The 23,886-nt window shown below is 63.1% G+C and carries 24 protein-coding genes and 2 pseudogenes; 12 read left to right on the forward strand and 14 right to left on the reverse strand.

Annotated elements, in window-relative coordinates:
• Positions 1-92: 92 nt before the first annotated feature.
• The 4 genes from ABFK29_RS21165 to ABFK29_RS21180 all read right to left on the reverse strand — a co-directional run bounded on the left by ABFK29_RS21165 (position 93) and on the right by ABFK29_RS21180 (position 2,425).
• Entirely contained in the window at positions 93-668 is a 576-nt protein-coding gene (locus ABFK29_RS21165; protein WP_005862843.1) for a cob(I)yrinic acid a,c-diamide adenosyltransferase, read from the reverse strand.
• Positions 669-681: 13 nt separating this feature from the next.
• Positions 682-885 (reverse strand): twin transmembrane helix small protein, encoded by a 204-nt coding sequence (locus ABFK29_RS21170; protein ID WP_005862844.1) that lies wholly within the window; start codon positions 883-885, stop codon positions 682-684.
• Positions 886-969: 84 nt separating this feature from the next.
• The gene (locus ABFK29_RS21175; protein WP_005862845.1) at positions 970-1,803 is read right to left on the reverse strand and encodes an SDR family NAD(P)-dependent oxidoreductase; all 834 of its coding nucleotides are present in this window, start codon (positions 1,801-1,803) and stop codon (positions 970-972) included.
• Between the two features lie 22 nt (positions 1,804-1,825).
• Positions 1,826-2,425, reverse strand: a complete 600-nt coding sequence (locus tag ABFK29_RS21180; RefSeq protein ID WP_005862847.1) for an SH3 domain-containing protein — start codon at positions 2,423-2,425, stop codon at positions 1,826-1,828.
• A gap of 170 nt (positions 2,426-2,595) precedes the next feature.
• Here ABFK29_RS21180 and ABFK29_RS21185 point away from each other — a divergent pair, with 170 nt between their 5' ends.
• The 7 genes from ABFK29_RS21185 (at position 2,596) to ABFK29_RS21215 (ending at position 11,917) form a co-directional block, all read left to right on the forward strand.
• Positions 2,596-5,025 (forward strand): DNA topoisomerase IV subunit A, encoded by a 2,430-nt coding sequence (locus ABFK29_RS21185; protein ID WP_005862848.1) that lies wholly within the window; start codon positions 2,596-2,598, stop codon positions 5,023-5,025.
• Positions 5,026-5,307: 282 nt separating this feature from the next.
• A complete protein-coding gene (locus ABFK29_RS21190; protein ID WP_005862851.1) occupies positions 5,308-6,447 on the forward strand; it encodes a DUF898 family protein in 1,140 nt (379 codons plus the stop codon).
• Positions 6,444-7,535: a M48 family metallopeptidase gene (locus ABFK29_RS21195; protein WP_005862853.1), complete on the forward strand. Its 1,092-nt coding sequence runs from the start codon at positions 6,444-6,446 to the stop codon at positions 7,533-7,535. The genes ABFK29_RS21190 and ABFK29_RS21195 overlap by 4 nt, the downstream gene beginning before the upstream one ends.
• Before the next feature lie 91 nt (positions 7,536-7,626).
• Complete coding sequence (locus ABFK29_RS21200; protein ID WP_005862854.1) at positions 7,627-8,847, forward strand: YjgN family protein; 1,221 nt, start codon at positions 7,627-7,629, stop codon at positions 8,845-8,847.
• A gap of 1 nt (position 8,848) precedes the next feature.
• The gene (locus ABFK29_RS21205) at positions 8,849-9,997 is read left to right on the forward strand and encodes a M48 family metallopeptidase (protein WP_005862856.1); all 1,149 of its coding nucleotides are present in this window, start codon (positions 8,849-8,851) and stop codon (positions 9,995-9,997) included.
• A gap of 235 nt (positions 9,998-10,232) precedes the next feature.
• Positions 10,233-10,991, forward strand: a complete 759-nt coding sequence (locus ABFK29_RS21210) for an electron transfer flavoprotein subunit beta/FixA family protein (RefSeq protein ID WP_005862858.1) — start codon at positions 10,233-10,235, stop codon at positions 10,989-10,991.
• Positions 10,991-11,917, forward strand: a complete 927-nt coding sequence (locus tag ABFK29_RS21215) for an electron transfer flavoprotein subunit alpha/FixB family protein (protein ID WP_005862860.1) — start codon at positions 10,991-10,993, stop codon at positions 11,915-11,917. The genes ABFK29_RS21210 and ABFK29_RS21215 overlap by 1 nt, the downstream gene beginning before the upstream one ends.
• Before the next feature lie 78 nt (positions 11,918-11,995).
• Here ABFK29_RS21215 and ABFK29_RS21220 read toward each other — a convergent pair whose 3' ends face one another.
• Positions 11,996-12,841 carry a DUF6473 family protein gene (locus ABFK29_RS21220; protein WP_040605062.1) on the reverse strand — a complete coding sequence of 282 codons (846 nt, stop codon included), beginning with the start codon at positions 12,839-12,841 and terminating at the stop codon, positions 11,996-11,998.
• A 156-nt stretch (positions 12,842-12,997) separates the two neighbouring features.
• On the opposite strand from ABFK29_RS21220, the gene ABFK29_RS21225 reads away from it, so the two are divergent.
• On the forward strand, positions 12,998-13,873 hold the full coding sequence (locus tag ABFK29_RS21225) for a 3-hydroxybutyryl-CoA dehydrogenase (RefSeq protein ID WP_005862863.1): 876 nt from the start codon (positions 12,998-13,000) through the stop codon (positions 13,871-13,873).
• A 3-nt stretch (positions 13,874-13,876) separates the two neighbouring features.
• On the opposite strand, the gene ABFK29_RS21230 is transcribed toward ABFK29_RS21225, so the two are convergent.
• The 6 genes and pseudogenes from ABFK29_RS21230 to ABFK29_RS21255 form a co-directional block, all read right to left on the reverse strand.
• On the reverse strand, positions 13,877-14,755 hold the full coding sequence (locus ABFK29_RS21230; protein ID WP_005862864.1) for a lysophospholipid acyltransferase family protein: 879 nt from the start codon (positions 14,753-14,755) through the stop codon (positions 13,877-13,879).
• A 44-nt stretch (positions 14,756-14,799) separates the two neighbouring features.
• The gene (locus tag ABFK29_RS21235) at positions 14,800-15,078 is read right to left on the reverse strand and encodes an HPr family phosphocarrier protein (RefSeq protein WP_005862866.1); all 279 of its coding nucleotides are present in this window, start codon (positions 15,076-15,078) and stop codon (positions 14,800-14,802) included.
• A gap of 42 nt (positions 15,079-15,120) precedes the next feature.
• Complete coding sequence (locus tag ABFK29_RS21240; RefSeq protein WP_040605063.1) at positions 15,121-15,519, reverse strand: PTS sugar transporter subunit IIA; 399 nt, start codon at positions 15,517-15,519, stop codon at positions 15,121-15,123.
• The gene (rapZ, locus tag ABFK29_RS21245) at positions 15,516-16,448 is read right to left on the reverse strand and encodes an RNase adapter RapZ (protein ID WP_040605064.1); all 933 of its coding nucleotides are present in this window, start codon (positions 16,446-16,448) and stop codon (positions 15,516-15,518) included. Before rapZ ends, ABFK29_RS21240 begins: the two co-directional genes overlap by 4 nt.
• Position 16,449: 1 nt before the next feature.
• Positions 16,450-16,866 carry an HPr kinase/phosphorylase gene (locus ABFK29_RS21250; protein ID WP_005862872.1) on the reverse strand — a complete coding sequence of 139 codons (417 nt, stop codon included), beginning with the start codon at positions 16,864-16,866 and terminating at the stop codon, positions 16,450-16,452.
• A gap of 1 nt (position 16,867) precedes the next feature.
• Positions 16,868-18,025 (reverse strand): annotated as a pseudogene (locus tag ABFK29_RS21255) (sensor histidine kinase); the annotation flags it as partial.
• 70 nt (positions 18,026-18,095) lie between these two features.
• Between ABFK29_RS21255 and ABFK29_RS21260 the strand changes: the two are divergent.
• Positions 18,096-18,569 carry a hypothetical protein gene (locus ABFK29_RS21260; protein WP_040604086.1) on the forward strand — a complete coding sequence of 158 codons (474 nt, stop codon included), beginning with the start codon at positions 18,096-18,098 and terminating at the stop codon, positions 18,567-18,569.
• A 68-nt stretch (positions 18,570-18,637) separates the two neighbouring features.
• Positions 18,638-19,126 carry a hypothetical protein gene (locus ABFK29_RS21265; RefSeq protein WP_157136373.1) on the forward strand — a complete coding sequence of 163 codons (489 nt, stop codon included), beginning with the start codon at positions 18,638-18,640 and terminating at the stop codon, positions 19,124-19,126.
• Between the two features lie 258 nt (positions 19,127-19,384).
• Here ABFK29_RS21265 and ABFK29_RS21270 read toward each other — a convergent pair whose 3' ends face one another.
• Positions 19,385-20,344, reverse strand: coding sequence for an IS1595-like element ISSst2 family transposase (locus tag ABFK29_RS21270; protein WP_005854645.1), 960 nt, complete (start codon positions 20,342-20,344; stop codon positions 19,385-19,387).
• A 210-nt stretch (positions 20,345-20,554) separates the two neighbouring features.
• Here ABFK29_RS21270 and ABFK29_RS21275 point away from each other — a divergent pair, with 210 nt between their 5' ends.
• Entirely contained in the window at positions 20,555-20,728 is a 174-nt protein-coding gene (locus tag ABFK29_RS21275) for a DUF6471 domain-containing protein (protein WP_232281499.1), read from the forward strand.
• A 748-nt stretch (positions 20,729-21,476) separates the two neighbouring features.
• Positions 21,477-22,085, forward strand: a pseudogene (locus ABFK29_RS21280) (ATP-binding protein); the annotation flags it as partial.
• Here ABFK29_RS21280 and ABFK29_RS21285 read toward each other — a convergent pair.
• The gene (locus ABFK29_RS21285; protein WP_005862880.1) at positions 22,055-22,951 is read right to left on the reverse strand and encodes an alpha/beta hydrolase; all 897 of its coding nucleotides are present in this window, start codon (positions 22,949-22,951) and stop codon (positions 22,055-22,057) included. The pseudogene ABFK29_RS21280 and the gene ABFK29_RS21285 overlap by 31 nt on opposite strands.
• Positions 22,948-23,883, reverse strand: a complete 936-nt coding sequence (gshB, locus tag ABFK29_RS21290; RefSeq protein ID WP_005862882.1) for a glutathione synthase — start codon at positions 23,881-23,883, stop codon at positions 22,948-22,950. Before gshB ends, ABFK29_RS21285 begins: the two co-directional genes overlap by 4 nt.
• Positions 23,884-23,886: the final 3 nt, after the last annotated feature.

Below are 23,886 nucleotides of genomic sequence, written 5' to 3' on the forward strand. Positions count from 1 at the left end.
TTGTGCCCGCCTGGCCAGCGCGCGTTGCGTTCACACCACCGCGCGCACCGGTAAGGTTAATGTCCGAGAAGCCGTTCGCCGCGCATACGGCGCTAGCCGCGGTTCGCGCCCGGAACCCACAGGACATCGGCGGTGCCGTTGTCGTTGGCGATCCGCGCGGCAACGAAGAACCAGTCGGACAGGCGGTTGAGATACTTCACCGCCGCCGGATTCACCGCCTCGGCAGAGGCCAGTTCGACACACAGCCGCTCTGCCCGCCGGGCCACCGTCCGGCACACGTGCAGATGCGCCGAAAGCGCCGATCCGCCCGGCAGGACGAAGCTCCGCAAGGGCTCCAGAGAAGCATTCATCGCGTCGATTTCTTCTTCCAGACGAACCACTTGCGCGTCGACCATCCGCAGCGGCGGATACTCCGCCTCGGCGTCCTTCTCGATATCCGGGCGGCACAGGTCGGCGCCCAGGTCGAAGAGGTCGTTCTGAATGCGGGACAGCGCGCCATCCACGTCCCCCGACGCCGCAAGCCGCGCCACGCCGACACAGGCGTTCAGCTCGTCCGCGGTGCCATAGGCCTCGACCCGGGGATCGTATTTCTTCACCCGCGCGCCGTTGCCCAGCGCGGTCTCGCCCTTGTCACCGGTGCGCGTGTAGATCTTGCTCAGGACTACCATGTCTTCCCCCGTCTTATCCGCCGCGCCGGATGTAGACGAACAGCAGGATCAGGACAATCGCCACGAACTGCGCCCCGATCCGCCATTGCATCGCCTTGTTCGACCACTTCCGGCTGAACGCCCCGCCTTTGGCGAAGCTACCGATTCCAAACAACAAAATCCCCACGACTCCCAGCATGACGAGGGCGATGAGGATGAAAAGGGGATCGTCGCGCATGGTGCCTCCCAAGCGGCCTGCGAAGGTTTCACGTTCACTTAGCGCGCGCGGACCGCTTTGCGAACCCGTCCCGCCTGCGTCACGTCAGCCTCCCTTGGCGCAGAGCGCATCCATCGCCCGCGTCGTCAGCACCCGACGGGCCGCGCCCATCAGGTGCGTCGCCGTGGTGACGTAGTACCGCGGGCGGGGGCGACGGCTTTCGAGCGCGTGGACCAGCTTCGCCGTCACCGCCGAGGGCGGCAGCTCGAACATGTCCTTGCCCCGGGATTCGTAGAGCCGCTTCAACAGCTTCTCGCGGTACTGCGGCGCGCGCGGACTGTTTTCCCAGTCCACCCATTTCTCGAAATGCGGAATGGAGTTCACCCGGATCTTCGACGTCACAGGCCCGGTGTTCAATGTGATGACGTGGATCGGCGTGTCGCGCATCTCCAGCCTGAGCGTGTCGGTCAGCCCCTCCAACGCGTGCTTTGTCGCGTTGTAGGCGCCGCGCCAGGGCATCACCACCAACCCCAGGACAGAGGAGTGATTGACGATCCGCCCGTGCCCCTGCGCCCGCATGACCGGCATCGCCCGCCGGGTCAGGTCGTGCCAGCCGAAGACGTTGGCCTCGAACAGCGCGCGCAGGCCTTCGATCGGCAGATCTTCCAGCGCGCCGGGGATGGCGTGGGCGCCATTGTTGAACAGGGCGTCCAGCGTGCCGCCGGTGGCGTCCAGAACCTCGGACAGGCCCGCCGCGATGGTCTCAGGCCGGGTGTAGTCGATGCGGGGGCTTTCAAAGCCTTCGGCGCGGAAACGAACGCAGTCGGTCTCCTGCCGGCAAGACGCAAAAACGCGCCACCCACGGGATTTCAATCCGTGGGCGGCGTCGAAACCGATGCCCGAAGAGCATCCGGTGATCAGGACAGAACGTTGTTGCACCCGGCGTGTCGTCTGTCCGAAATCAGTTCGATGCGGTCAGGAAGCTGCCGGACATCCAGCCGATGTTGTTGCCATCCGTGGCCCGCAGCTTCACCCAGCCGTCCGGCGTTTCGTCCAGCACCTCGACCTCTTCGCCTTCCAGAAGCTGGGTGACGGCGTCGAAGCTGGTGGAGGGGCCAGCGCGCAGGTTCACACGGGACCCGGTGACGGTGCGGTATTCGGCGACGGCGGCCGCGACAGCCTCGTCGACGCTGTCCACGGTCGCGGCAACCTTGTGAATGTCGCTCTGGACGTCCTCTTCGCTGGTGAACGCGGCATCGAGCAGGGCCAGCTTGCCGCTGTCGACCGCCATTTTGCTGCCGGAGGATACGTACACCGTCTTGACCTGCGAAGGACGCGGAGAAGCTACGGCAGGCTGCACCATAGCGTGCATTTCGGTCGTATCGGCTCGGGTCACCGCTTCCGGCTCTGCGCCCGAGGTCGACACCACAGGTGCCCGTGACGGCTGCGCCGTGGCGACCCAATCCACCCCGTTCTGGCCCGCAACGAATGCGCTGCCGCCGGACAGTTCGTACCACGCCCAACCAAGAACCCCAAACGTAAGCAGGATGATCTTACCCATGCCCAACCCCCATATTCGCACAGAAGGGATCGCCCCCGCGACCCAGCCGCCCGCAGCTCGGCGGCCACCTTCCAGTTTATCCGATTCCCCAACACGCCATAAGCGCATTTGGAGAATATTTCCCACACTGTCGCTTGCTGCGGTGCCGAGGCAACGATATCACGACATCTATGTCCGACGATGACCTCGACCCCAACATGAATGCCCGCAACCTTGCGGAGCCTTTGCGCCGCGCCATCGGGGAGCGCTACCTGACGTATGCGCTGTCCACGATCATGCACAGGGCGCTGCCGGATGCCCGTGACGGGCTGAAGCCAGTCCATCGTCGTATCCTATATGCAATGCGCAGACTGCGACTTAGTTCCACCGGGGGCTTCCTGAAATCCGCAAAGATTTCAGGGGATACGATGGGGGACTTCCACCCGCACGGCGACGCGGCGATCTATGACGCCATGGCCCGCCTCGCCCAGGACTTCACGATCCGCTATCCGCTGGTCGACGGTCAGGGCAATTTCGGCAACATCGACGGCGACAACCCGGCGGCCTCGCGGTACACCGAGGCGCGCATGACGGTGATGTCCGAGGCGCTGCTGGAAGGGCTCGACGAGAACTCCGTCGATTTCCGTCCGAACTACGACGGCCGGCTGGAAGAACCCTCCGTCCTGCCCGCGTCTTATCCGAACCTGCTGGCCAACGGGTCGTCCGGCATCGCGGTCGGCATGGCGACGAACATTCCGCCGCACAACATCGGCGAACTCATCAACGCCTGTCTGCACCTGATCCGGTCGCCCAACGCCGTGGACGACACGCTGATGCAGTACGTGCCGGGGCCGGATTTCCCGACCGGCGGAGTCATCGTCGAACCGGCCGAGAACATCGCGACCGCCTACCGCACCGGGCGCGGCTCCATCCGTCTGCGCGCGCGCTGGCACGTGGAGGATCTGGGCCGTGGCCAGTGGCAGGCGGTGGTCACGGAAATCCCCTATCAGGTGCAGAAATCCAAGCTGGTCGAGCGCATCGCCGAACTGATCCAGACCAAGAAGATCCCGGTGCTGGCCGACGTCCGAGACGAAAGCGCCGACGACATCCGCATGGTGCTGGAACCGAAGACAAAGAACGTCGATCCGGACCTGCTGATGAACATGCTGTTCCGGAACTCCGATCTGGAAATCCGTTTCTCGCTGAACATGAACGTGCTGATCGACGGCGTGACTCCAAAGGTGTGTTCGCTCAAGGAATGCCTGCGCGCCTTCCTCGACTTCCGCCGCGACGTGCTGATCCGCCGCTCGAAGCACCGGATGGCGAAGATCGACAACCGGCTGGAGGTGCTCGAAGGCCTGATCATCGCCTTCCTCAACCTCGACCGGGTGATCGACATCATCCGTTACGACGACGACCCCAAGGCCGCGTTGATGTACGAGGATTGGTCGCGCCCGCACCAGTCCACCATCCCGCGCGCCACCGACGAACGCGACTACCGCTCTCCGCTGACGGGCGTCGACGTCAAGGCGCTGGAACTGCGCGACGACCCCGATGCGGTGGAACGGGGTGTGCTCGCTGACGATGGCACATCGTCGGCCGTGCCGCGCCGCTTTGTCGGACGATCCGAAGGGCTGTCGGACGTACAGGCCGAGGCGATCCTCAACATGCGGCTGCGCAGCTTGCGGCGGTTGGAGGAGCTTGAGCTTGTCAACGAGCGCGACAAGCTGATGGAAGAGCGCGCCGGACTGGAGGACCTTCTGGCGTCCGAGGACATGCAGTGGGGCCGCATCAAGGAAGAGCTGAACGAGGTGAAGAAGACCTTCACCAAAGGCTACAAGCGCGGCCAGCGTCTGACCACCTTCGCAGAGGCGACAGAGGCAGAGGACGTGCCGCTCGAAGCGATGATCGAGCGGGAACCTGTCACCGTCGTCTGCTCCAAGATGGGCTGGATCCGCGCGATGACCGGCCATATCGCTCTGGACCGCGAGCTGAAGTTCAAGGACGGCGACGGCCCGCGCTTCATCTTCCATGCCGAAACCACCGACAAGCTGCTGGTCTTCGGATCGAACGGCCGGTTCTACACCGTGCTTGCCGCCAACCTTCCCGGCGGGCGTGGCATGGGCGAACCCCTGCGCCTGATGGTCGACCTGCCCAACGACACGGAGATCGTTGACATCCTTGTCCATCGCCCGGGACAGCGCCTGCTGGTCGCATCCAGCGCCGGGGACGGCTTCCTCGTGCCCGAGGACGAGGTGATCGCCCAGACCCGCGCTGGCAAGCAGGTGTTGAACGTCAAGGACCCGGTCAAGGCCATGATCTGCAAGCCCGTCTCCGGCAATGCCGTGGCCGTCGTCGGTGAGAACCGCAAGGTGCTGATCTTCATGCTGGACGAACTGCCGGAGATGGGCCGCGGCAAGGGCGTGCGGCTCCAGAAGTACAAGGACGGCGGCCTGTCCGATGTGCGTACCTTCACCCTGGAGGCCGGGCTGTCGTGGCTCGACCCGGCGGGACGCACCCGCACTGTCAGCAGCGATGAGTTGACGGAATGGGTGGCGAAGCGCGCGGGCTCGGGCCGCATGGCACCACGGGGCTTCCCGCGGGACAACAAGTTCAACTGATCCCGGTAGGCGCCGTCACTCCACCGTGGCGGCGCCTGCCCATGGGCAAAACATGTTCGGCTATGCGCCTTTCGGCCCGGGACACCCGATAGCGCCCGGTCGCCCTGGAAACGCTTGTCTGGTCTTGCATGAACCGTCAGGATTTGAGTGGGCAAAGGCATTTTCGGAACACACGCATTGGACGCCGGTCAGACTATACCCACGGGCGCACCGCCCGAGGCACCAACCTCGGCCGCGGAACACCGGATCTGGCAGACCGCATTTGCCGGAACACGCTGGCCGATGTTCCGGCTGGTCTTCGGAACAGGCCTGCTGACCGTCCTGACGCTGGGGCTCTACCGGTTCTGGCAGAAGACGCGGGTGCGGCGCTGGTTGTGGTCGGCGGTTCGCCCGGGCGGTTACCCCCTGGAATACGTGGGCGACCCGTATGAGAAACTGCTGGGCTTCCTGATCGCAGTCGTCATCCTCGCCTTCTACATCGGCATCGTGAACCTGCTGCTGATGTTCGCCAGCTACGCAGTGTTCCAGGGCAACTTCGCCGCCTACCTGCTGTCGCTCGTCGGGGTGTTTCCGATCTGGTTCTACGCCCGTTACCGCGCCCGGCGGTACGTTCTGGCCCGCACCCGCTGGCTGGGCCTGCGCTTCGGGCTGGCGCCGGGGGCCTGGGGCTATGCTTTCCGGGCGCTCGGCCATGGTTTCCTGACGCTGATCACGCTGGGCCTCCTGTGGCCGCGCATGACCTTCCATCTGGAGAAATACCGAACCGACCGCACCTTTTTCGGAGAAACGCGGATGGCGCAGGAGGGCCGCTGGACGATGCTGTTCCCTGCGCTGAAATGGCATTTCGCGACGCTGGGACTGGCGATCATCGGCAGCGTCGGGCTCGCCGTCTCGCCGGGGAACGGTTGGATGCTCATGGTCATCGCCGGGATCACCGCAGTCTACTCCACCGTCTATTACCGGGTCGAAACCCTGAAACGTCTGACCGCCACGAAGCGCATCGGCCCGCTGCGACTGACACTCGACGCGAAACCCGGCAAGGTCTTCAGGATCCAGGCGGGGGGCTACACGCTGGCTGCCCTGGCCGCCGCGTTTCCGACCCTGATGCTGCTGGGTCTTTTTCTGGAACTGCAATCTTTGGAGACGCTGGTCGAATTGGGCCTCGAGGACATGCCTCCGCTCTTCGCCGGCCTGAACCGCTGGCTGCTGATCGCCCTTTCGGTAATGTGCTACTTCGCCATTTTCCTGCTGTGGTCGGCTCTGACTGCCGCCTGGGTGAAGTTGCCGCTGATGCGCCACTACGCCACCGGCCTCAGCATCGCGGGCACCGAGCACATGGTCACCTTCCGCCAGAGGCCCAGAGACGAACATATGGAGGCCGAGGGCTTTGCCGACGCACTGGATGTCGGAGCCTCCCTGTGAGCGCGTTCGAGACCTCCTCCATCTATCTCGACGGGGAGACAGGGCAGCCAAAGCGCCTGATCCTGCAGGTCGACGCGGCACGCGGGGCGCTTGTGGGTCCGGGGCTTTTCTGGCCGTTGGACGACGTGCGCGAGGTGCCCGACATCGCGGGCGGCGACTTGGTGGTGCTGACACGGGCCGACAACGCCGTGGAACGTCTTCTGGTCCGCGACACCGGAATCCGCGCGCATCTGCCACGCCGCCGTCGCGCCCGGCCTGTCGCAAACCGAAGGCGTCTGATGGGCTGGGCCGCCGGTGCCGTGACCTCTGTGGCGCTTATCCTTTTCGTGCTGGTCCCGGTGATGGCCAACCAGCTTGCCAACTTCATCCCGCCCGAAGGCGAACGTGCGCTCGGAGAGGTCACGCTCGCCCAGATACGCGAGGCGATGGACGAGACCGGCATCGCGCCGATCCGGATATGCTCTGCCCCTGAGGGCATGGACGCCCTGCGCCAGATCCAGACCCGGCTGGAGATGGAAGCCGACCTGCCCGTCCAAGTCACCGTACACGTGCTGGACCACGACATGGTCAACGCCTTTGCGCTGCCGGGCGGGCACATCGTCTTTTTCCGCGGCCTGATCGATGCGGCTGAACGCCCGGAGGAAATCGCCGCTGTCTTCGCGCACGAGATGGGCCATGTGGCCAGCCGCGATCCGACGCGCCACGCGCTGCGCTCTGCCGGGTCGATCGGGGTCCTTGGACTGCTGCTGGGCGATTTCGCGGGCGGCGCGGTGGTGCTGTTTCTCGCCGAAAGGCTGATCGACGCGCAGTACAGCCAGGGTGCCGAGGCAGAGGCAGACGTTTTCGCGCACCGTGTCATGGCGCGCTCCGGACTGTCGCCCGCCGCCCTTGCCACGATGTTCGAACGCTTCCGGGCGCTGGGGGGCGAGGCAGAAGGCATCGTCGCGCATTTCCAGAGCCATCCGGCCCTCGGCAACCGGATCGCACAGGCCCGCGCGGCTGTTCCGGCGGGCTTTGCCCCGATGCCCGTTCTGGCCCCTCGGGAATGGGACGCGTTGAAATACGTCTGCGAAACGACCGACGGCTGAACACCCCCATGGCCAGGCATTGATTTCGCTACTTTTGCTCAGACTGCAAGTCGCTTAGGATTCAGGCAAATTGAGTTTCAAAGGTATTTCGATGCAGCCAGATTCCGCCACCATGCAATTGTCCTACTCAGGCGAGAAGGGGGCCCTGTTCAAACTGGCCTTCAAGACCGGGCTGCTGACCGTGGTGACCCTCGGCATCTATCGCTTCTGGCAGAAGACGCGCATCCGAAAGTACATCTGGTCCTCGGTCAGCGCCGGCGGCGACACCTTCGAATACACGGGCACAGGCATGGAGAAGTTCCTTGGCTTCCTCGTCGCCATCGTGTTCCTGGCGGTCTACCTCGGCATCCTCCAGATGATCCTGTTCTACTTCGGCCTGAACATCATGGTCGATCCGGAGACCGCTGGCACCGAGGCGGTGATCGGACAAGTCATAGCCATCTACATTTCGCTCTTCGCGGTCCTGCCCTTCATCCTCTTCGCGATGTACCGGGCAAGACGATACAAGATGGCGCGGACACGCTTCCGGGGCATCCGGCTGGGCATGGAAAAGGGGGCGTGGGGCTACGTGGCCCGCGCGCTCGGTTACGGGCTTCTCACCGTCGTGACACTGGGCGCGCTCATGCCGCTGGCCACTTTCAAGCTCGAAAAGTACATGTCGGATCGGAGCTTCTTCGGATCGACCCGGTTGATCCAGGAAGGTACGTGGACAAAGCTCTACCCGGCGATGAAGCACCTGTTCATCGCGCTCGGCCTTTTCATCGTCTGCGGCATACTCATCGCCATCGGCGGGATGAACGAGATGGTCGCTTTGGCGGTCCTTGGCGGCATCGGCATTTTCGTCGGCTACATCTGGTTCCTTGTCGGTTCGGTCTATTACGGCGTCCGGTCCTTCGGCTACCTCATGAGTCACAAGGTCCTGGGTGGCACCGTCCGGTTCGTCTCGGAACCCAAGACCGGATTCGTCATCAAGACCTACATCGTCGGCGGCTTGCTTCTGAGCCTTCTGGCCTCTGTCGCTTTCGGCGCCGTGGGCGTGGTTGCGGTGCCGATGATCATGCTGGCCGAGGACGGATCGGTCGGCGGGATCGTCGCCTTTGCCATCGTCATGGGGCTTGGCTACCTGGTCGCGCTGGTCGTCACGCAGGCACTGAGCCTGATCCTCATCACTCAGCCGATTCTGGCCCACTACATAAGCACGATCCGCGTGGAAAATCCCGAAGCGCTCGACCGCGTCCACCAGCGCGAATCGGAAACCGGTGTCGATGCGGACGGCTTTGCCGACGCGCTCGATATCGGCGGCGCGATCTGAGATGTCACCAGAGGGTACGGCCGCGCAGTTCTTCGACGGGCAGACGGCGGCGCGGCATCACGTTCTTGTCGCCCTGTCCGACGACCGGCAGGCGCTGATCATCAACGGCGACAGCCTCACAGAACCGTTGCGCTGGCGGCTGATGGACCTCCGCGCCCTGTCCGACACATCGGACAAGGCGCGACTGACCGTCACCCGGCACGCGGCCTCCGACGACGAGATGCCGCGCGACATCGCCCGACTGGTGATCCTGGACCCCGATCTGATCGCCTGGCTGCAAAAGACCCGCCCCAGTCTGTTCAAGGCCGAGGTCCATCCCGGGTCGGTGCGCAAGCTGGCAACCTACGCCGTCGGCGCCGTGGCGGCGGCAGGCCTCATGCTGTTCGTCATCCTACCCGCGCTGGCCGGAACGCTCGCCCGGGTGATCCCGGTGGAACGCGAGGTCGCCTTCGGCAAGACCGTGACCCGGCAGATGGAGCGCGCGCTGGCCCGTGCGCGCGTGCCCGACATACGCTGCACCGATCCCAGAGGGCAGGCGGCACTGCAGAAGATGCTGACCCGCCTGACCGAGAGTCAGGAGATGAAATACGACATCAACCTGATGGTATTCGACCACCCGATGATCAACGCCTTCGCTGCCCCGGGCGGTCAGGTGGTGCTGGTCCGCGGGCTGCTGGACAAGGCGACCCACCCCGACGAGGTCGCAGGCGTGCTGGCCCACGAACTGGCCCATGTCGAGAACCGCGACACCACGCGCGAGGCGCTGCGCGCAGCGGGCTCTGCCGGGCTGCTGACCATGGTCCTTGGCGACTTCACGGGCGGAGCGGCCATCGCCATCGTGGGCGAACACATGATCTCGGCCTCCTACACGCGTGACGCAGAAGCCAAGGCCGACAGCTTCGCGCTGGAAATGCTGGCGGCTGCGGGCGTCAGCGCCGCAGGATTCGCGGGCTTCTTCGACCGCATCGCGGAACTTGAGGGCTTTGCCCTGCCGGCCTACCTGGCCAGCCACCCCGTCACTCAGGATCGCGCCGCCCAGGCCCATGACTTTGCCGGCGGACAGCAGGGCACCACCCCGATCCTGACCGACCCCGAATGGGCCGACCTCAAGGGCATTTGCGACACCGAAGGCGATCCGGACGACACCTGAACGGAACCAGGGCTAACTGCGCCGACGCAGCGAAACTTCGTTCCGCTTTCTGCGGCGCTATTGAAACTATCGTTCCCAGAGGCTATTGGCATCGCACCCCTACGCGCCTTGAAACGCGACGTAGAATGACCGTGACGTGACGATTTTGCCCTGTTTCCTCGGTAAATGGCACGTTACGTGTGTGCGAGAGGAATCCTGCGGGAAACGCCCCGCCGAATTGAGGAGAAACACGCTTATGAAGGTCCTGGTACCGGTCAAGCGCGTGATCGACTACAACGTGAAGGTCCGTGTCAAAGCGGACGGATCGGGTGTCGATCTGGCGAACGTGAAGATGTCGATGAACCCCTTCGACGAAATTGCCGTCGAAGAGGCGATCCGCCTGAAGGAGGCCGGGAAGGCCGAAGAAGTCATCGCCGTCTCCATCGGCGTCAAGCAGGCGCAGGAAACCCTGCGGACCGCGCTCGCCATGGGTGCCGACCGGGCGATCCTCGTGGTGGCCGCCGATGACGTGCACACCGACATCGAGCCGCTCGCCGTCGCCAAGATCCTCGCCAAAGTGATCGAGGAAGAGCAGCCGGGCCTCGTGCTCTGTGGCAAGCAGGCGATCGACAACGACCTCGGCGCCACCGGCCAGATGCTCTCGGCGCTTCTGGGCTGGAGCCAGGCGATGTACGCCAACACCGTGGACGTCGATGGCGATCATGCCGTGGTCACCCGCGAAGTCGACGGCGGCCTGCAGACCATCAAGGTGAAGATGCCGACCATCATCTCGACCGACCTGCGTCTAAACGAGCCGCGCTATGCCTCGCTGCCGAACATCATGAAGGCCAAGAAGAAACCGCTGGACGAAAAGACCGCCGCCGACCTCGGCGTCGACGTGACGCCGCGGCTGGAGATCGTGAAAACCACCGAGCCCGAGTCCCGTCAGGCCGGCGAGATGGTCGGCTCGGTCGACGAACTGGTGGCGAAGCTCAAAGAGAAGGGGATCGTGTGATGGCCGTTCTGCTGATTGCCGAGATTACCGATGGCGCCCTGTCGATGGACTCGACCGCCAAGGCTGTGAGCGCCGCGAAAGCGCTGGGTGACGTGACCGTGCTGGCCTGTGGCGCCTCCGCCAAGGCGGCCGCCGACGAGGCCGCAACCATCGAAGGCGTGTCGAAGGTCCTGGTTGCCGAAGACGCGATCTATGGCCACCGTCTGGCGGAGCCGGTCGCAGCGCTGATCACCTCTCTGGCGGGCGACTACAGCCACGTGGTCGCGCCCTCCACCACCGACGCGAAGAACATCCTGCCGCGCGTCGCTGCTGCGCTGGACGTGATGATCCTGACCGACGTGACCGGCGTCGTGGACGCCGACACGTTCGAGCGCCCGATCTACGCCGGCAACGCGATCCAGACGGTGAAGTCGAAGGACGCGACGAAGGTCATCACCTTCCGGACGTCGACCTTCGATGCGGCGCCGACCGGCGGGTCGGCCAGCGTTGAAGCCATCGGCGCGGGCGAGAATCCGGGCGTTTCCGAGTGGGTCGAGGACAAGGTGGCCGAAAGCGACCGTCCGGAACTGACCTCCGCCGGCATCGTCGTCTCGGGCGGTCGTGGCGTGGGCTCCGAGGAGAACTTCGAGCTGATCGAGAAGCTGGCGGACAAGCTGGGCGCCGCGGTTGGCGCATCGCGCGCGGCAGTCGACTCGGGCTTTGCCCCGAACGACTGGCAGGTGGGCCAGACCGGCAAGGTCGTGGCACCGAACCTCTACGTCGCCGTGGGCATCTCCGGCGCAATCCAGCACCTTGCCGGCATGAAGGACTCGAAAGTCATCGTGGCGATCAACAAGGACGAGGAAGCGCCGATCTTCCAGGTCGCCGACTACGGCCTTGTTGCGGACCTCTTCGAAGCGGTTCCGGAACTCACCGACAAACTGTAAGCAAGGGGCGTTCAGCCCTGATTGCCCGACGCATGAAGGTCCCGCAGCATCGCCTGCGGGACCTTTCTTTTCAGCCGCTTACTGCCGCTGACCTGCCGGGCCGATCATGGGCCGCAGCACCTTTTCCAGGGCATCGGTGGCCTCGACGTGCGCCCTCGGGCCTTGCAGCTCTGCCGCGGCGCAGGATTCGAAGTCGGAAAACACCATGCCAGCGGTCCCTTCTGCACGGGCCGCAGCGGAGGCGCTGACCTCCACGACATGGGAGACGCGCGGGCGCAGGACCTCTATCATCTGGCGCGTAATGAACAACGGATCCCGGTCCAGGTCCGGGGCCTCGTCGTCGGGCACCGGGCGATCGGCGAACCAGAGAAGCACAACCTGCCCCCGTATCTGGGTCAGCATGTTCTTCATACGGGCGATCCAGGCCTGCCTCAGTTCCGTCACGACAGTCGCGAACCGCTCTTCCGACACGTCCTTCAGCCGACCGAGCATGTGACGCACGAAGTGGAATTCGGTAAAGTCGACCTCGGGAAACAGCCATTCGAGCCGTTCGGACGCGCGCAGGAACCGGTCGTTTCGACGCGGATGCACCGAGTAGTATCGGTTCGACATGTTCTGCGCGCCCATCACCTGCACGACCTTTGCACTGGCCTGCATCACGAGGTCGAGGACCGGCGGATCGTTGAGATATAGATCGACGCCGGCGTTCACCACGCCGAAGTTGATGCAGGTCGCGCCTAGCCGTTCCTCCAGCAGGAGGGGAAACGGCGCCTCGACAAAGCGACCGTATGTCTCTGTCGAGCCGAGGAACGCGACGTATTGTCCCTGAAGATCCCTGCGGGGACCGCGAAACATCACACGCGAGTTTCCGTATCGGCACGGATAATACTCTAGGGAACCATGGCCCCCACCATGTACGGACATGTCACCACCCTTCTTTATTCACCCGGCGACGAGAATCGCCCAAAGGGTTTGCCATTTCGCTAATGTTAAAATGCGCCCGGCCACTGTGCGGGGCAGCCCTTGCGGACGGTCCTCCCCGCGCCCTACAGTCGCCCCGGGCCAGAATGGAGACGCGCAATGGAAATCAAGTCGGTCGGTGTCGTGGGTGCGGGGCAGATGGGCAACGGAATCGCCCATGTGATGGCCCTCGCGGGTTATGACGTCCGGCTCAACGACGTGCGCCAGGAGTCGCTAGACAAGGCGGTGGACCTGATTGGCAAGAACCTCGACCGGCAAGTCAGCCGCGAGAAGATCAGCCAGGAGGAACGCGATACCGCGCTGGCGCGGATTTCGACCACCATGGAGATCGCCGAAGTCGCCGATACCGATCTGGTGATCGAGGCCGCGACCGAAAAGGAAGACGTCAAACACAAGATCTTCGAGTCGATCCTGCCCTCTCTGCGTCCCAACACGATTCTGACGTCGAACACCTCTTCGATTTCCATCACACGTCTGGCCAGCCGCACCGACCGGCCCGAAAAGTTCATGGGGTTCCACTTCATGAACCCGGTGCCCGTGATGCAACTGGTCGAACTGATCCGCGGCATCGCCACCGATCAGGAAACCTATGCCGCGTGTCTTGGAGTGGTCGAGAAGCTGGGGAAGACCGCGGCGTCGGCAGAGGACTTCCCGGCCTTCATCGTGAACCGTATCCTGATCCCAATGATCAACGAGGCCTGCTACACGCTGTACGAAGGGGTCGGCAACGTCTCCTCAATCGACACCGCGATGAAGCTGGGGGCAAACCATCCCATGGGGCCGCTGGAACTGGCGGATTTCATCGGACTGGACACCTGCCTCGCCATCATGAACGTGCTGCACGATGGTTTGGCGGACACAAAGTACCGCCCCTGCCCGCTCATGACGAAATACGTCGAGGCAGGTTGGCTTGGCCGCAAGACCAAGCGCGGGTTCTACGATTACCGGGGTGACACGCCGGTGCCGACGCGCTGAGGATCAACCCTCGCGCAGTGAAAGGGTCTTTTCACGCAGCCAGCCGACGAATTCGCGCTGGCCGCCCGTGAAAGCCTTCACCTCTTCCGGGGTGATGGCCGGCCCGACCACGGGCTTCTGCGGGCGACGGCAGGCGTGCACGACCTCGTGGATCAGCAGGCCTTGCCGGATCGTGGCCGAGAACTGGTTCGCCATCTGGTATACACGGGAATTCTGACCGGGGAAGTAAACCGGCACCACCGTCGCGCCGGACCGCTGCACCATCTTCGCCGTGAACGGATTCCAGACCTGCTCGACCGCCGGTCCCCACCACGTTTCGGACGAAGCGACCACGCCCGACGGGAACAACGCTATGACGCCGCCCTTCTTGAGGTGGTCCATCGCGCGCGCCCGCATCTCCAGGCTTTGTTCGCGGGCATCGACCTCGTGCGGGAAGGGCACGGGGATCATGAAGGGGTCGATCTCCTTCACGCCGGTCAGAAGCGAACGGGTGAGGATCTTGTAGTCGGTCCGGATCTGCCCGATCAAATGCGCCAGCACCATGCCGTCGACCAGGCCGTGTGGGTGGTTCGCCACAACGATCACCGGGCCGTCCTTCGGGATGTTGGCGATCTGCTCCGACGGAGTCAGCAGGTCGATCCCCATCACGCCAAGCGCCTGCTGCCAGAAGGCCTGTCCCTCGACGTATCCGATCCGTTCGAACCGGCGGACCATGCGCAACAAGGGGATCTTGCCGGTCGCCCACTCCATCGCGCGGATGGTGTTCGCCTTCCACGGATTGGTGAAGGTGTTGGCGTAGCTGACCTTGCGCTTGTCGTAGGGGTCGGACTCCGAGGTCACAGGCCTGACGCCTGCGTCTGTCGCCTGGGTGCTTTCAACCATGCGCCTTCACCGTCCCCGTACCTGTTACGCACCGGCCACCCGGATCAGCAGCCTTCTCCGAACCGATCGGCCACGAGGGCTTCGACGGCGTCTGCGAGGGCCTCCGCATCCGGGCCAGAGGTTTGAACCTCAATAGTCGTTCCCTTGGCCGCTGCCAACATCAAAAGCCCCATGATGCTGTCGCCGCTGGCGGACTGGCCGTCGCGTGAGACCTCTGCCCGCGCGTCGAAACCCTCGACGACCTCGACCAGCTTCGCGGAAGCACGGGCATGAAGACCCTTCTCGTTGATGATCTTGAGAGTCCGGTTCACGGATTGGGTCATTGCGGCAAACTTTCAGTCGTCGGAAAAATCAACTAGCGGCGATCAGGCTGGATCGAACGGAACGTTCTGAGTGTCAATATACTTGCGCCCCGCCTCGAGCGCGCTGCGGACCGCGTCGCCGACGGGCAACTGGCGGCTTTTCGCCAGCTTGATCAGCATGGGGAGGTTGGCGCCGTAAAGAATGCGCCGGTCGTCGGGGCGGCACGCGTTCAGCGACAGGTTCGACGGCGATCCGCCGAACATGTCCGTGACGACGACGACGCCTTGACCGTGGTCCACGGCATCCGCCGCGTCGCAGATTTCAGCCTCCTTGGACCTCCGGTCACAATCCGCCTCGATAGAGATGGCCGTCATACCCGATTGTCTTCCCACAACATGTTCGACCGCTGCGAGATACTCCCTCGCCAGCCCACCATGTGCGACGATCACGATTCCGATCACCCGGCTTTCCTTCCACTCGGAACGGCTCCCACTCCCTGCTCCGACGAGGGTGCTGCGCTGCGGCGTTCCAACTCACGATGCCGAATAGACACGTGCCAGCCCTCGCACGCAAGTGCCCCTGAAACGGTTTCGGTGACGGCGACAGACCTGTGTTTTCCGCCGGTGCAGCCAAAGCCTATCGCGAAGTGCGCCTTGCCTTCCTCGACGCAGGCAGGGAGCATCATCAGGAGCAGATCCTCGACCTTTTCCAGGAACGGGCCGTGGCGCGGGTCGGCCTGCACGTAGGCCGCCACCTCCGGGTCAAGCCCGGTGTGCGGGCGCAGCTCTGGCTCCCAATGCGGGTTCTTTAGAAACCGGCAGTCGAAAACCACATCGAGCCCCTGCGGCAGCCCGCGCTTGTAACTGAAGCTTTGCACGGACACCGCCATGCCCTGCCCGGTGACGTTGCCAAACCATCCTTCCATTTCGGCCCGTAGGTCGTGCACCGTCAGCTCCGACGTGTCGATCAGGATGTCGGCGCGCGCGCGCAGGTCACCCATCAGGGTCTTTTCGCGCGCGATGCCTTCGGAGGGGCTCTCGTCGGGGGCCATGGGGTGACGGCGCCGCGTTTCCGAATACCTCCTCATCAGCACCTCGGCGGAACAGTCCAGGTACAGAAGATCGGCATCGATGTCGGGCTTGTTCAGGCTGTCCCGCAGCTCCACCAGCCGCTCGACCGAGAAGTCGCGGTTGCGCACGTCAATCCCCAGCGCCAACGGCCGGACAAGCGGCGCGTCGCCTTCGAACAGGCGCGGGATAAAGCTGAGTGGGATGTTGTCGATCGTCTCGAATCCGCAGTCTTCAAGCACGTTGATCGCAGTGGAGCGACCGGCGCCCGAAGGGCCGGTGACAAGTACTATTCTTGCGGTTTCTCGATCGGGTTGACCCATCTCACTCTCTTCTTCCCGCTCTTAGATACTGTATCAATGCCGCGGGAAAACAGGGGCACGCGGATTTGTGAAGCAACGGCACTTCCATACCAAGCATCGTGCTCGTTCGTACAGGCGGAAGCCGTTCCGTTTCCTCAATATCCAGGTCCACGACAATGGCCAGTGACGCCGGCGCGCTCTGTGCGTTGAGGATGCCCAGCCCGCGCGCCTCGATCATGCCACGAATGGCGTCGGGCACATCGAGCCATAGCTGGCCATCGCGCAGGGAAACCACCGTGCGGTCGTCGGCGACCAGAGTGGCGCCCCGCGACATCAGTTCGAGCGCCAGAGAGGATTTCCCCGCGCCGGAGCGGCCACGGATCAGCAGGCCCCGGCCTGCCACGGCAACCGAGGAAGCATGGACCGTTGTTTCCGACATCTCAGATCGGCAGCCCCACGACAAAGCGCGCGCCCAAGGGTTCCGAGGTCGCGTCGGCTTCTGTCGGCCGGATGTTCTCTGCCCAGATCACGCCCCCATGTGCCTCGATGATCTGCTTGGAGATTGCGAGGCCGAGGCCGGAATTGTTGCCGAAATCCGATTGGGGTCGCGAGGTGTAGAACCGCTTGAAGATTTTCTGGAGCGCCTCTTCGGGGATACCCGGGCCAGTGTCCTCGACCACGACGAGGACACGGTTGTCGCGGCGCCGGGCCCAGACACGGATCGCGTCTCCGTCCTCGCAGAAGGAAATGGCGTTTGTGATCAGGTTGACGAAGACCTGCGCCAGCCGCGCCTCGAGGCCACCGATCATGATCGGGCGCTTCGGCAGGTCCGATATGAACTCGATCCCCTTTGCGCGGGCATCCTCGCCCAGGAACTCCGTCAGGTTTCCGATCATCTTCAGGAGATCGAATTCCTGCTCCTCTTCCTTCACCAGCTCGGAATCGAGGCGCGAGGCGTTGGAGATGTCGCTGACCAGACGGTCGAGCCGGCGGACGTCATGTTCGATCACGTCCAAGAGCTTGTGGCGGTGTTCATCCTTCTTGACCATGCGCAGGCTGCCGACGGCCGACCGCAGCGAGGCCAGCGGGTTCTTGATCTCATGCGCGACGTCGGCTGCAAACTGCTCGTTGGAATCGATACGGTCGTAAAGCGCGCTCACCATGCCGCGCAAAGCGCCCGAAAGGCGTCCGATCTCGTCAGGACGCGCGGTCAGGTCGGGAATGCGTATGCGCCCCGTCGTGCGGTGCTTGCGGTTGCGGTCGCGGCCGATCTCTGCCGCATCGGCAAGGTCGGAGATCGGGTTGGCGATGGTCGAGGCCAGAACCAGCGACAGGCCAATGCTGACAAGCGTTGCAATGATGAACACCTGCAAGACGCGCTCCCTTTCGGACCGCACGGCGGCGTCGATCTCGGCGGCGGGGGCGACCATGGCGACGGTGCCCTGGATCGCGTTGCCCAGTCGGACCGGCGAAAATGCGTAGAACATCGTGTCGGTGCCGCCGCCGCCCTGGACGACACGGGTGGTCGTGGGATCACCCGCCTCGATCGCGCGGCGCAGCCGGTCCTCGAGAACGAGGTCCGGCTCATCCGAGAAATACGGCATTATGGAGCAAACTCACCAAATATGGTTAGTTGAATAACCTGAAATGGTTAGCTATGCTGGGGTCATGAAAAACGAACCTCAGTATGAACGCCCGAACACAGTTGCGGGCTTGGTCGCAAAGCACGCTGAGTTATCCGCGCTGCGCGACCGTTACCGCGAACAGATCAAGAAGCTAACGGTGGACATAGACCACCTGGACGCGGCTATCCGTCTCTTCGATCCACAGGCCGACACGTACGCCATAAAGCAATATGTTACCAAGCACCGGGCCAAGAAGGGCAGCGTCAAGGCGTTCGTGTTGAACATGCTGCGCGAGGCGGATGGTCCCCTCACGTCCCGCCAGATCACCGAGGCATGGTGTGAGGATCGCGGGCTTACTGCTGACGATGCTACCATGGCAACGCTACGCAAGCGGATCGGGGCGTGCATCAAGGAATGCGCACGTCAGGGCTTGATAGAGGAATGCGGCGTTACGACAGACCACGGGCCGTGGGGGCCGTACAAGCTGTGGAGATTGATGGGCGTTGGCACATCATGATGTTGACGTGAGATTGACCGATGACGTGCCGCACTGTATACATGTCGGAAAATCGAATCGGGGCTGTCATGTCGAGCATTACCCTCACAAACAAGACCGTTGAAACGTGGAGGGCGGAAGCTGCCTCGCTGCGCGCTCAAATCGCGCACATTGAGCGCAAGATCGCTGCGGCGGAAGTGCTCCTGACTGATGTTGATGACGCGGCCCACCATGTTGAAAAAACAAGGAGCTCGGACGCCGGGTCCGATATGTCCTTGGTGGATGCAATCCTTCGGGTTCTTCAAGATATGGGTGGTGGGCCACTTTCCAACGACGAAATCAAGGATTTGCTGCCAACCGTCGGTTTTGACATCAATTCCATGCATCGCAACTACTACTACACGGCAACTAAACGCCTCTCTGACCGGGGATCTGTCAGAAAGAATGAGGATGGGACATACTCCCTTCCCAAAGAGAATGAGCCGCCCAAGGGCGGCTCAGAAGCCGAGGAGATTGCAGCCTCCTCAGAAGCGCACGAACAGGGCAAAGACGGGGACCTGCTCGGCTATCATTCCTGACCCCTCAGGCCAGACCCGGCACTGGAAGTTGCCGGGAGTATCATAGGGGGAACCCATGAGGATAACCCCTTCCAGCCGGTGTGCGATGCCGTAGCATGGCTATCCGGGTGCAGCCCCGTTGGGGGACATTCTACCAACCTGATCCCCTCCACAGGGGTTTCAGAGCAGGCATCGGCGCGGTTTCCACTCCTCGCCGATGTCTGTGCTTTTATCTGGCTTGGTTGGTTTGGTCAAGATTCTTGTCCAGAATCCATCCTATTAGGCGCGTCGCTGCCAGTATCCACACATCCGCTCGGACTTCCCGCCAAGCGCTGCGGCACCCGCCGCCATGACAAACTGATATCCATTGGCAACGCGGTTGTTGTCCTCACGCCAAGCCATTTCAGCAGCGTACGCACCGAGGTATGCGCCAGCAATATGGTGATGCGTGCCGATCTCAGCGCGGCGAAGGCGGCTAAAGAAGCTCTCGGCTTGGTTAGTGCAGGCGCCGTCCTTGGAGTATGCCTCTTTGTGGTTGATGCGCTTTATCGGGAACGCAGCTGCCAGACGGTCCCAATGGGACGCCTCATCAGCATGAACCGTTGCGCCGCGCTCGACGGTCCGTGCAACCAATTGCACGCCCTCTGCTTCGGTCTTGCCAACGCTGGTAACAGTGCGACCGCCACGCTCACGGACAACGACAACAACTTGGCGCTTGCCGGTTTGGTTCTCCAACTTGCGACGGTCTTTGCGGTCTTTGCGCTCGTTGGCGGGCTTCACGTACCCACCGAAGTAGGCGCCATCAACCTCAACGTCACCTTTCAGGGCGCCAGCTTCGCGAGCGTTCTCTATGGCTTCACGAACCTTGTGCAGCAGGACAAACGCAGTCTTGTAGTCAACGGCCAGATCGCGGGACAGTTGAAGGGCGCTGTAGCCCTTAGCGCCGTTTATGAAGACGGCGATGGCGGCGAGAATGTCGCGGATCGCCAGCTTGCGGCTGTGAAACGTTGTGCCGCTGGTGGCGCTGAACTGCTTGCCGCAGCCTTTGCACTTCCACACAGGGCGGGTCTTGAGGTCGTAATGCTCGACGCAACCACATTCCGGGCAGATCGGCTCACCATCAGTTTCCGGCCAGCGCAGGCCTTGGAATGCCTTGCGTGCCTCTTCTTCCGACATGCGCATGATCTTGACCAGCGAGAGGGTCTTGGCTTTCGGAGAGAGGAGGAAGTGCTGGGGCATCTGGGAATCACCTTATATGGTGACTACGTTATCGCATTGGACAACCGGGCCGTCAACAGTTATTATCACCATATCCGGTGATTATTGAGGCTAGATATGAACGCAATCGGAAAGGTCGAGCGGCGGGCGCCGCCGAAGCCCACCGCTAGGAAGGGCAGCCCTGTCAACGCAGAGTTTGAAGACCGGGCCAAGGAGTTCTTGCGCGATGCTATGCGCCAGCAAGGCGTAACCATAGAGCAGCTAACCGAAAGGTTGGCCGCGATAGGCGTTGAGATGAGCAAGGGCGGTGTTGCGAACAAGATAAGCCGAGGCGGGTTTAGCGCGGCGTTCTTGTTTCAGTGTACGGAAGCTTTAGATCTTGACGTAGAGACAAGCAGGCGATGAATTACGCGCCTTATGACTTTTACTCTTGAGCACGTTCAGCAGGTTAGGAACGGGCAGCCTAGGCAGGTAGGCGTGCTCCCAGATTCCGTTTGGCGCCAACTATCCTGGCCTTGCCCTTGGGTGTATTTGGGGCAATCTGGCTTGCGCCACATTGCCGAGAAGCACCCCGACGTAACCGACTTTGATTTGCTCTGGCTACCGCTCGCTATCGCGAGCGGTGTGGTGGTCCAAGTCGAGAAGAATCCAAGGCAGGTTCTTGTCGGATACTACGCGGACCATGGAAAAAACTATAGGTGTGCTTTGAAGTCAGCAAAAAACGGCACAGAAGTTTGGGTGGATTCGTTCTACCGGATTAAAGCAAAACAAGTCCGTCAACTGTCGCGACAAGGGCCAATCTTGCGTGCGCACTTGTAAGTGCGGACCGCGCCCGAAAGCGCAGCCCGCTACATCAACTGGCGGGCCTGCCAGAACCCGCATACTGCCTCAGTCCTAAGACCTCGCCACGGCAGGCAGAGTAATCACCGTGTCGCAGTTGATACCTAAAGGTGTACCCTTTCTCTTGCTGGAAATCAAAGCGCCGACTTAGGCAAGTATCTGAGTCCACTTATTGAATCTGTTCAAAGGCTTGTGTGAAAGTTGTGGACATGTTGGGAATGGATTTGAAATATTTCGTGAATCCAGTAGCTTAGTGTAGTGGAAAACTTTCTGATGGTGATGTAACCATATTTGGTGAGTTTGCTCCATAATGCCGGAGTTCCCGCGCGCCGTGCTGGAAACCCTGCGCCAGCCGGTCGAGACCGGAGAGGTCATGGTCGCGCGGGCCAACGCCCACATCCGATACCCCTGCCGGTTCCTGCTGGTGGCCGCGGCCAATCCGTGCCGCTGCGGCCATCTGGCGGACGCCGGGCGCGCCTGCTCAAAGGCCCCGAACTGCGGCGAGGACTACCTGGGGCGCATTTCCGGCCCGATGATGGACCGCTTCGATCTGCGCATCGACGTGCCCGCGGTGGCCTATTCCGATCTCGATCTTCCGCCGTCCGGGGACACCTCCGCCCACGTGGCGGCCCGCGTGGCGCAGGCCCGCGCGGTGCAGGAAACGCGGTTCGCCGACTTTCCGGACCTGCGCACCAATGCCGATGCGGAGGGCAACCTGCTGGAGGGGATCGCCACCCTCGACACGGAAAGCCGGGCGCTCATGACACGGGCCGCCGATCGTTTTGGCCTGTCTGCACGCGGCTACCACAGGGTCCTGCGCGTGGCGCGCACCATCGCAGATCTCGACGGTACGGCAGAGGTGCAGCGCCCCCACGTGGCAGAAGCGCTCAGTTACCGGATGCCGTCGTCGAACGACGCCTGAACGAAGCGCGCCGCGCGTGCCAGCGTGTCGTCCGCTTCCGGGAGCCAGCCCTGAAACAGCGGCCAGGCATGCGGCGCCGACGGGTGGACCTCATGCGAGACCTGCGCGCCTGCGGCCTCCAGCCGTCGCGCCATTTCGCCAATCTCGCTGAACAGGATTTCCGTGCGGGAAGATGTCAGCCTGACAGGCGGGCACCCCGGGAAATCCGCGTAGAGCGGCGAGGCTCTTGGATCCCGCGGATCGGCACCGGCAAGGAACATCTCGGTCAGTTCGGCAACCCTGTCTGCCGGCAAGAGCGGATCGAGCGCGGCGTTGTCGCGCAGCGATGCGCCGGTCATTGCAAGATCCACCCAAGGGGAAAAGACGACCGCCCCCGCTGGCGCCTCCTGCCGCTGGCACAGCGCCGACAGCAAGGCCAGCGCGATCCCGCCCCCTGCCGAGTCGCCGCCGAGCACCACGTCCCGAGGCCGGTAACCGAGCACCGCCAGACGGCGCCACGCAGCCTCGGCCGCGTCGAAGGGGGCCGGAAAAGGCTTGTCCTGCAGCAACGGGTAATAGGGCGCCACAACCTCCACCCCCGCCATCCGGGACAGGATGCCCAGCATCGCACGGTGCGTGCGCGGGCTGCCGGCGACGTAGCCGCCTCCGTGGAAATAGAGGAGGACACGCCGGGGCGCACAAGGCCCGCAGGAGATCCAGAAAAGCCCGCCGGGGCGCTCCTGAAAGCGCAGAAACGGGGGATGAACGGCGACACGCGACGCGCGTTCCACGCTGCGCGCCGCCTCTTCCGGGTCCTGTGTTCGACCGACCCTGGGCTTGACCAGCAACCGCAGCTGTGCATTCAGCAGCCGCAGCTGCCAGCTCATGAAACGCGGGCTTCGATCGCCTGCCAGATCCGCTCCGCGACGTTGATCCCGTCAAAGCGCTCCAGCTCCTGGATGCCCGTCGGCGAGGTTACGTTGATCTCGGTCAGCCAGTAACCGATCACGTCGATCCCAACGAAGATCTGGCCGTTCTCCCGGAGGGTCGGCCCGATCGCTGCACAGATCTCGCGGTCACGGTCGGTCAGTTCGACCTTTTCCGGGCGCCCGCCGACGTGCATGTTGGAGCGCACCTCGCCCTCCGCGGGAACGCGATTGATCGCGCCGACCGGCTCACCATCGACAAGGATCACCCTCTTGTCGCCCTTCGACACCGCCGGCAGGTACTTCTGAACGATCAACGGCTCCCGCGAGAAACCTGTGAACAGTTCATGCAGAGAGCTCAGGTTGCGGTCGTCGGCTGTCAGGCGGAACACGCCGGCACCGCCGTTGCCGTAGAGAGGCTTGAGGATGATGTCGCCGTGCTTTGCACGGAAGCGCTTGATCGCTGCGAGGTCGCGGGCGATCATTGTCGGGGGCGTCAGGTCCTGAAACTTCAGAACCAGCAGCTTTTCGGGGAAGTTGCGCACCCAGAACGGATCGTTGACGACGAGGGTCTCCCCTTTCAGCCAGTCAAGCAGGTGGGTGGTGGTGATGTAGTGCATGTCGAACGGCGGATCCTGACGCAGCCAGACCACGTCCATTTCGGCAAGATCGACGGTCAACCGCTCGCCGAGAATGGCCGGCGCGCCCTCGACACGCTGGACAGTCATCCAATGGCCGGTCGCGGTGATGCGGCCTTCGTCAAAGGCCAGTTGATCCGGTCCGTAATAGAACAGCTCATGTCCGCGCGCCTGAGCTTCCTCGGCGATGCGGAATGTACTGTCGGCTTTGATGTCCACCCCGAGGATCGGGTCCATCTGGAAGGCGATTTTCATGGC

The organism is Sagittula stellata E-37, from assembly GCF_039724765.1.
GTDB lineage: Bacteria > Pseudomonadota > Alphaproteobacteria > Rhodobacterales > Rhodobacteraceae > Sagittula > Sagittula stellata.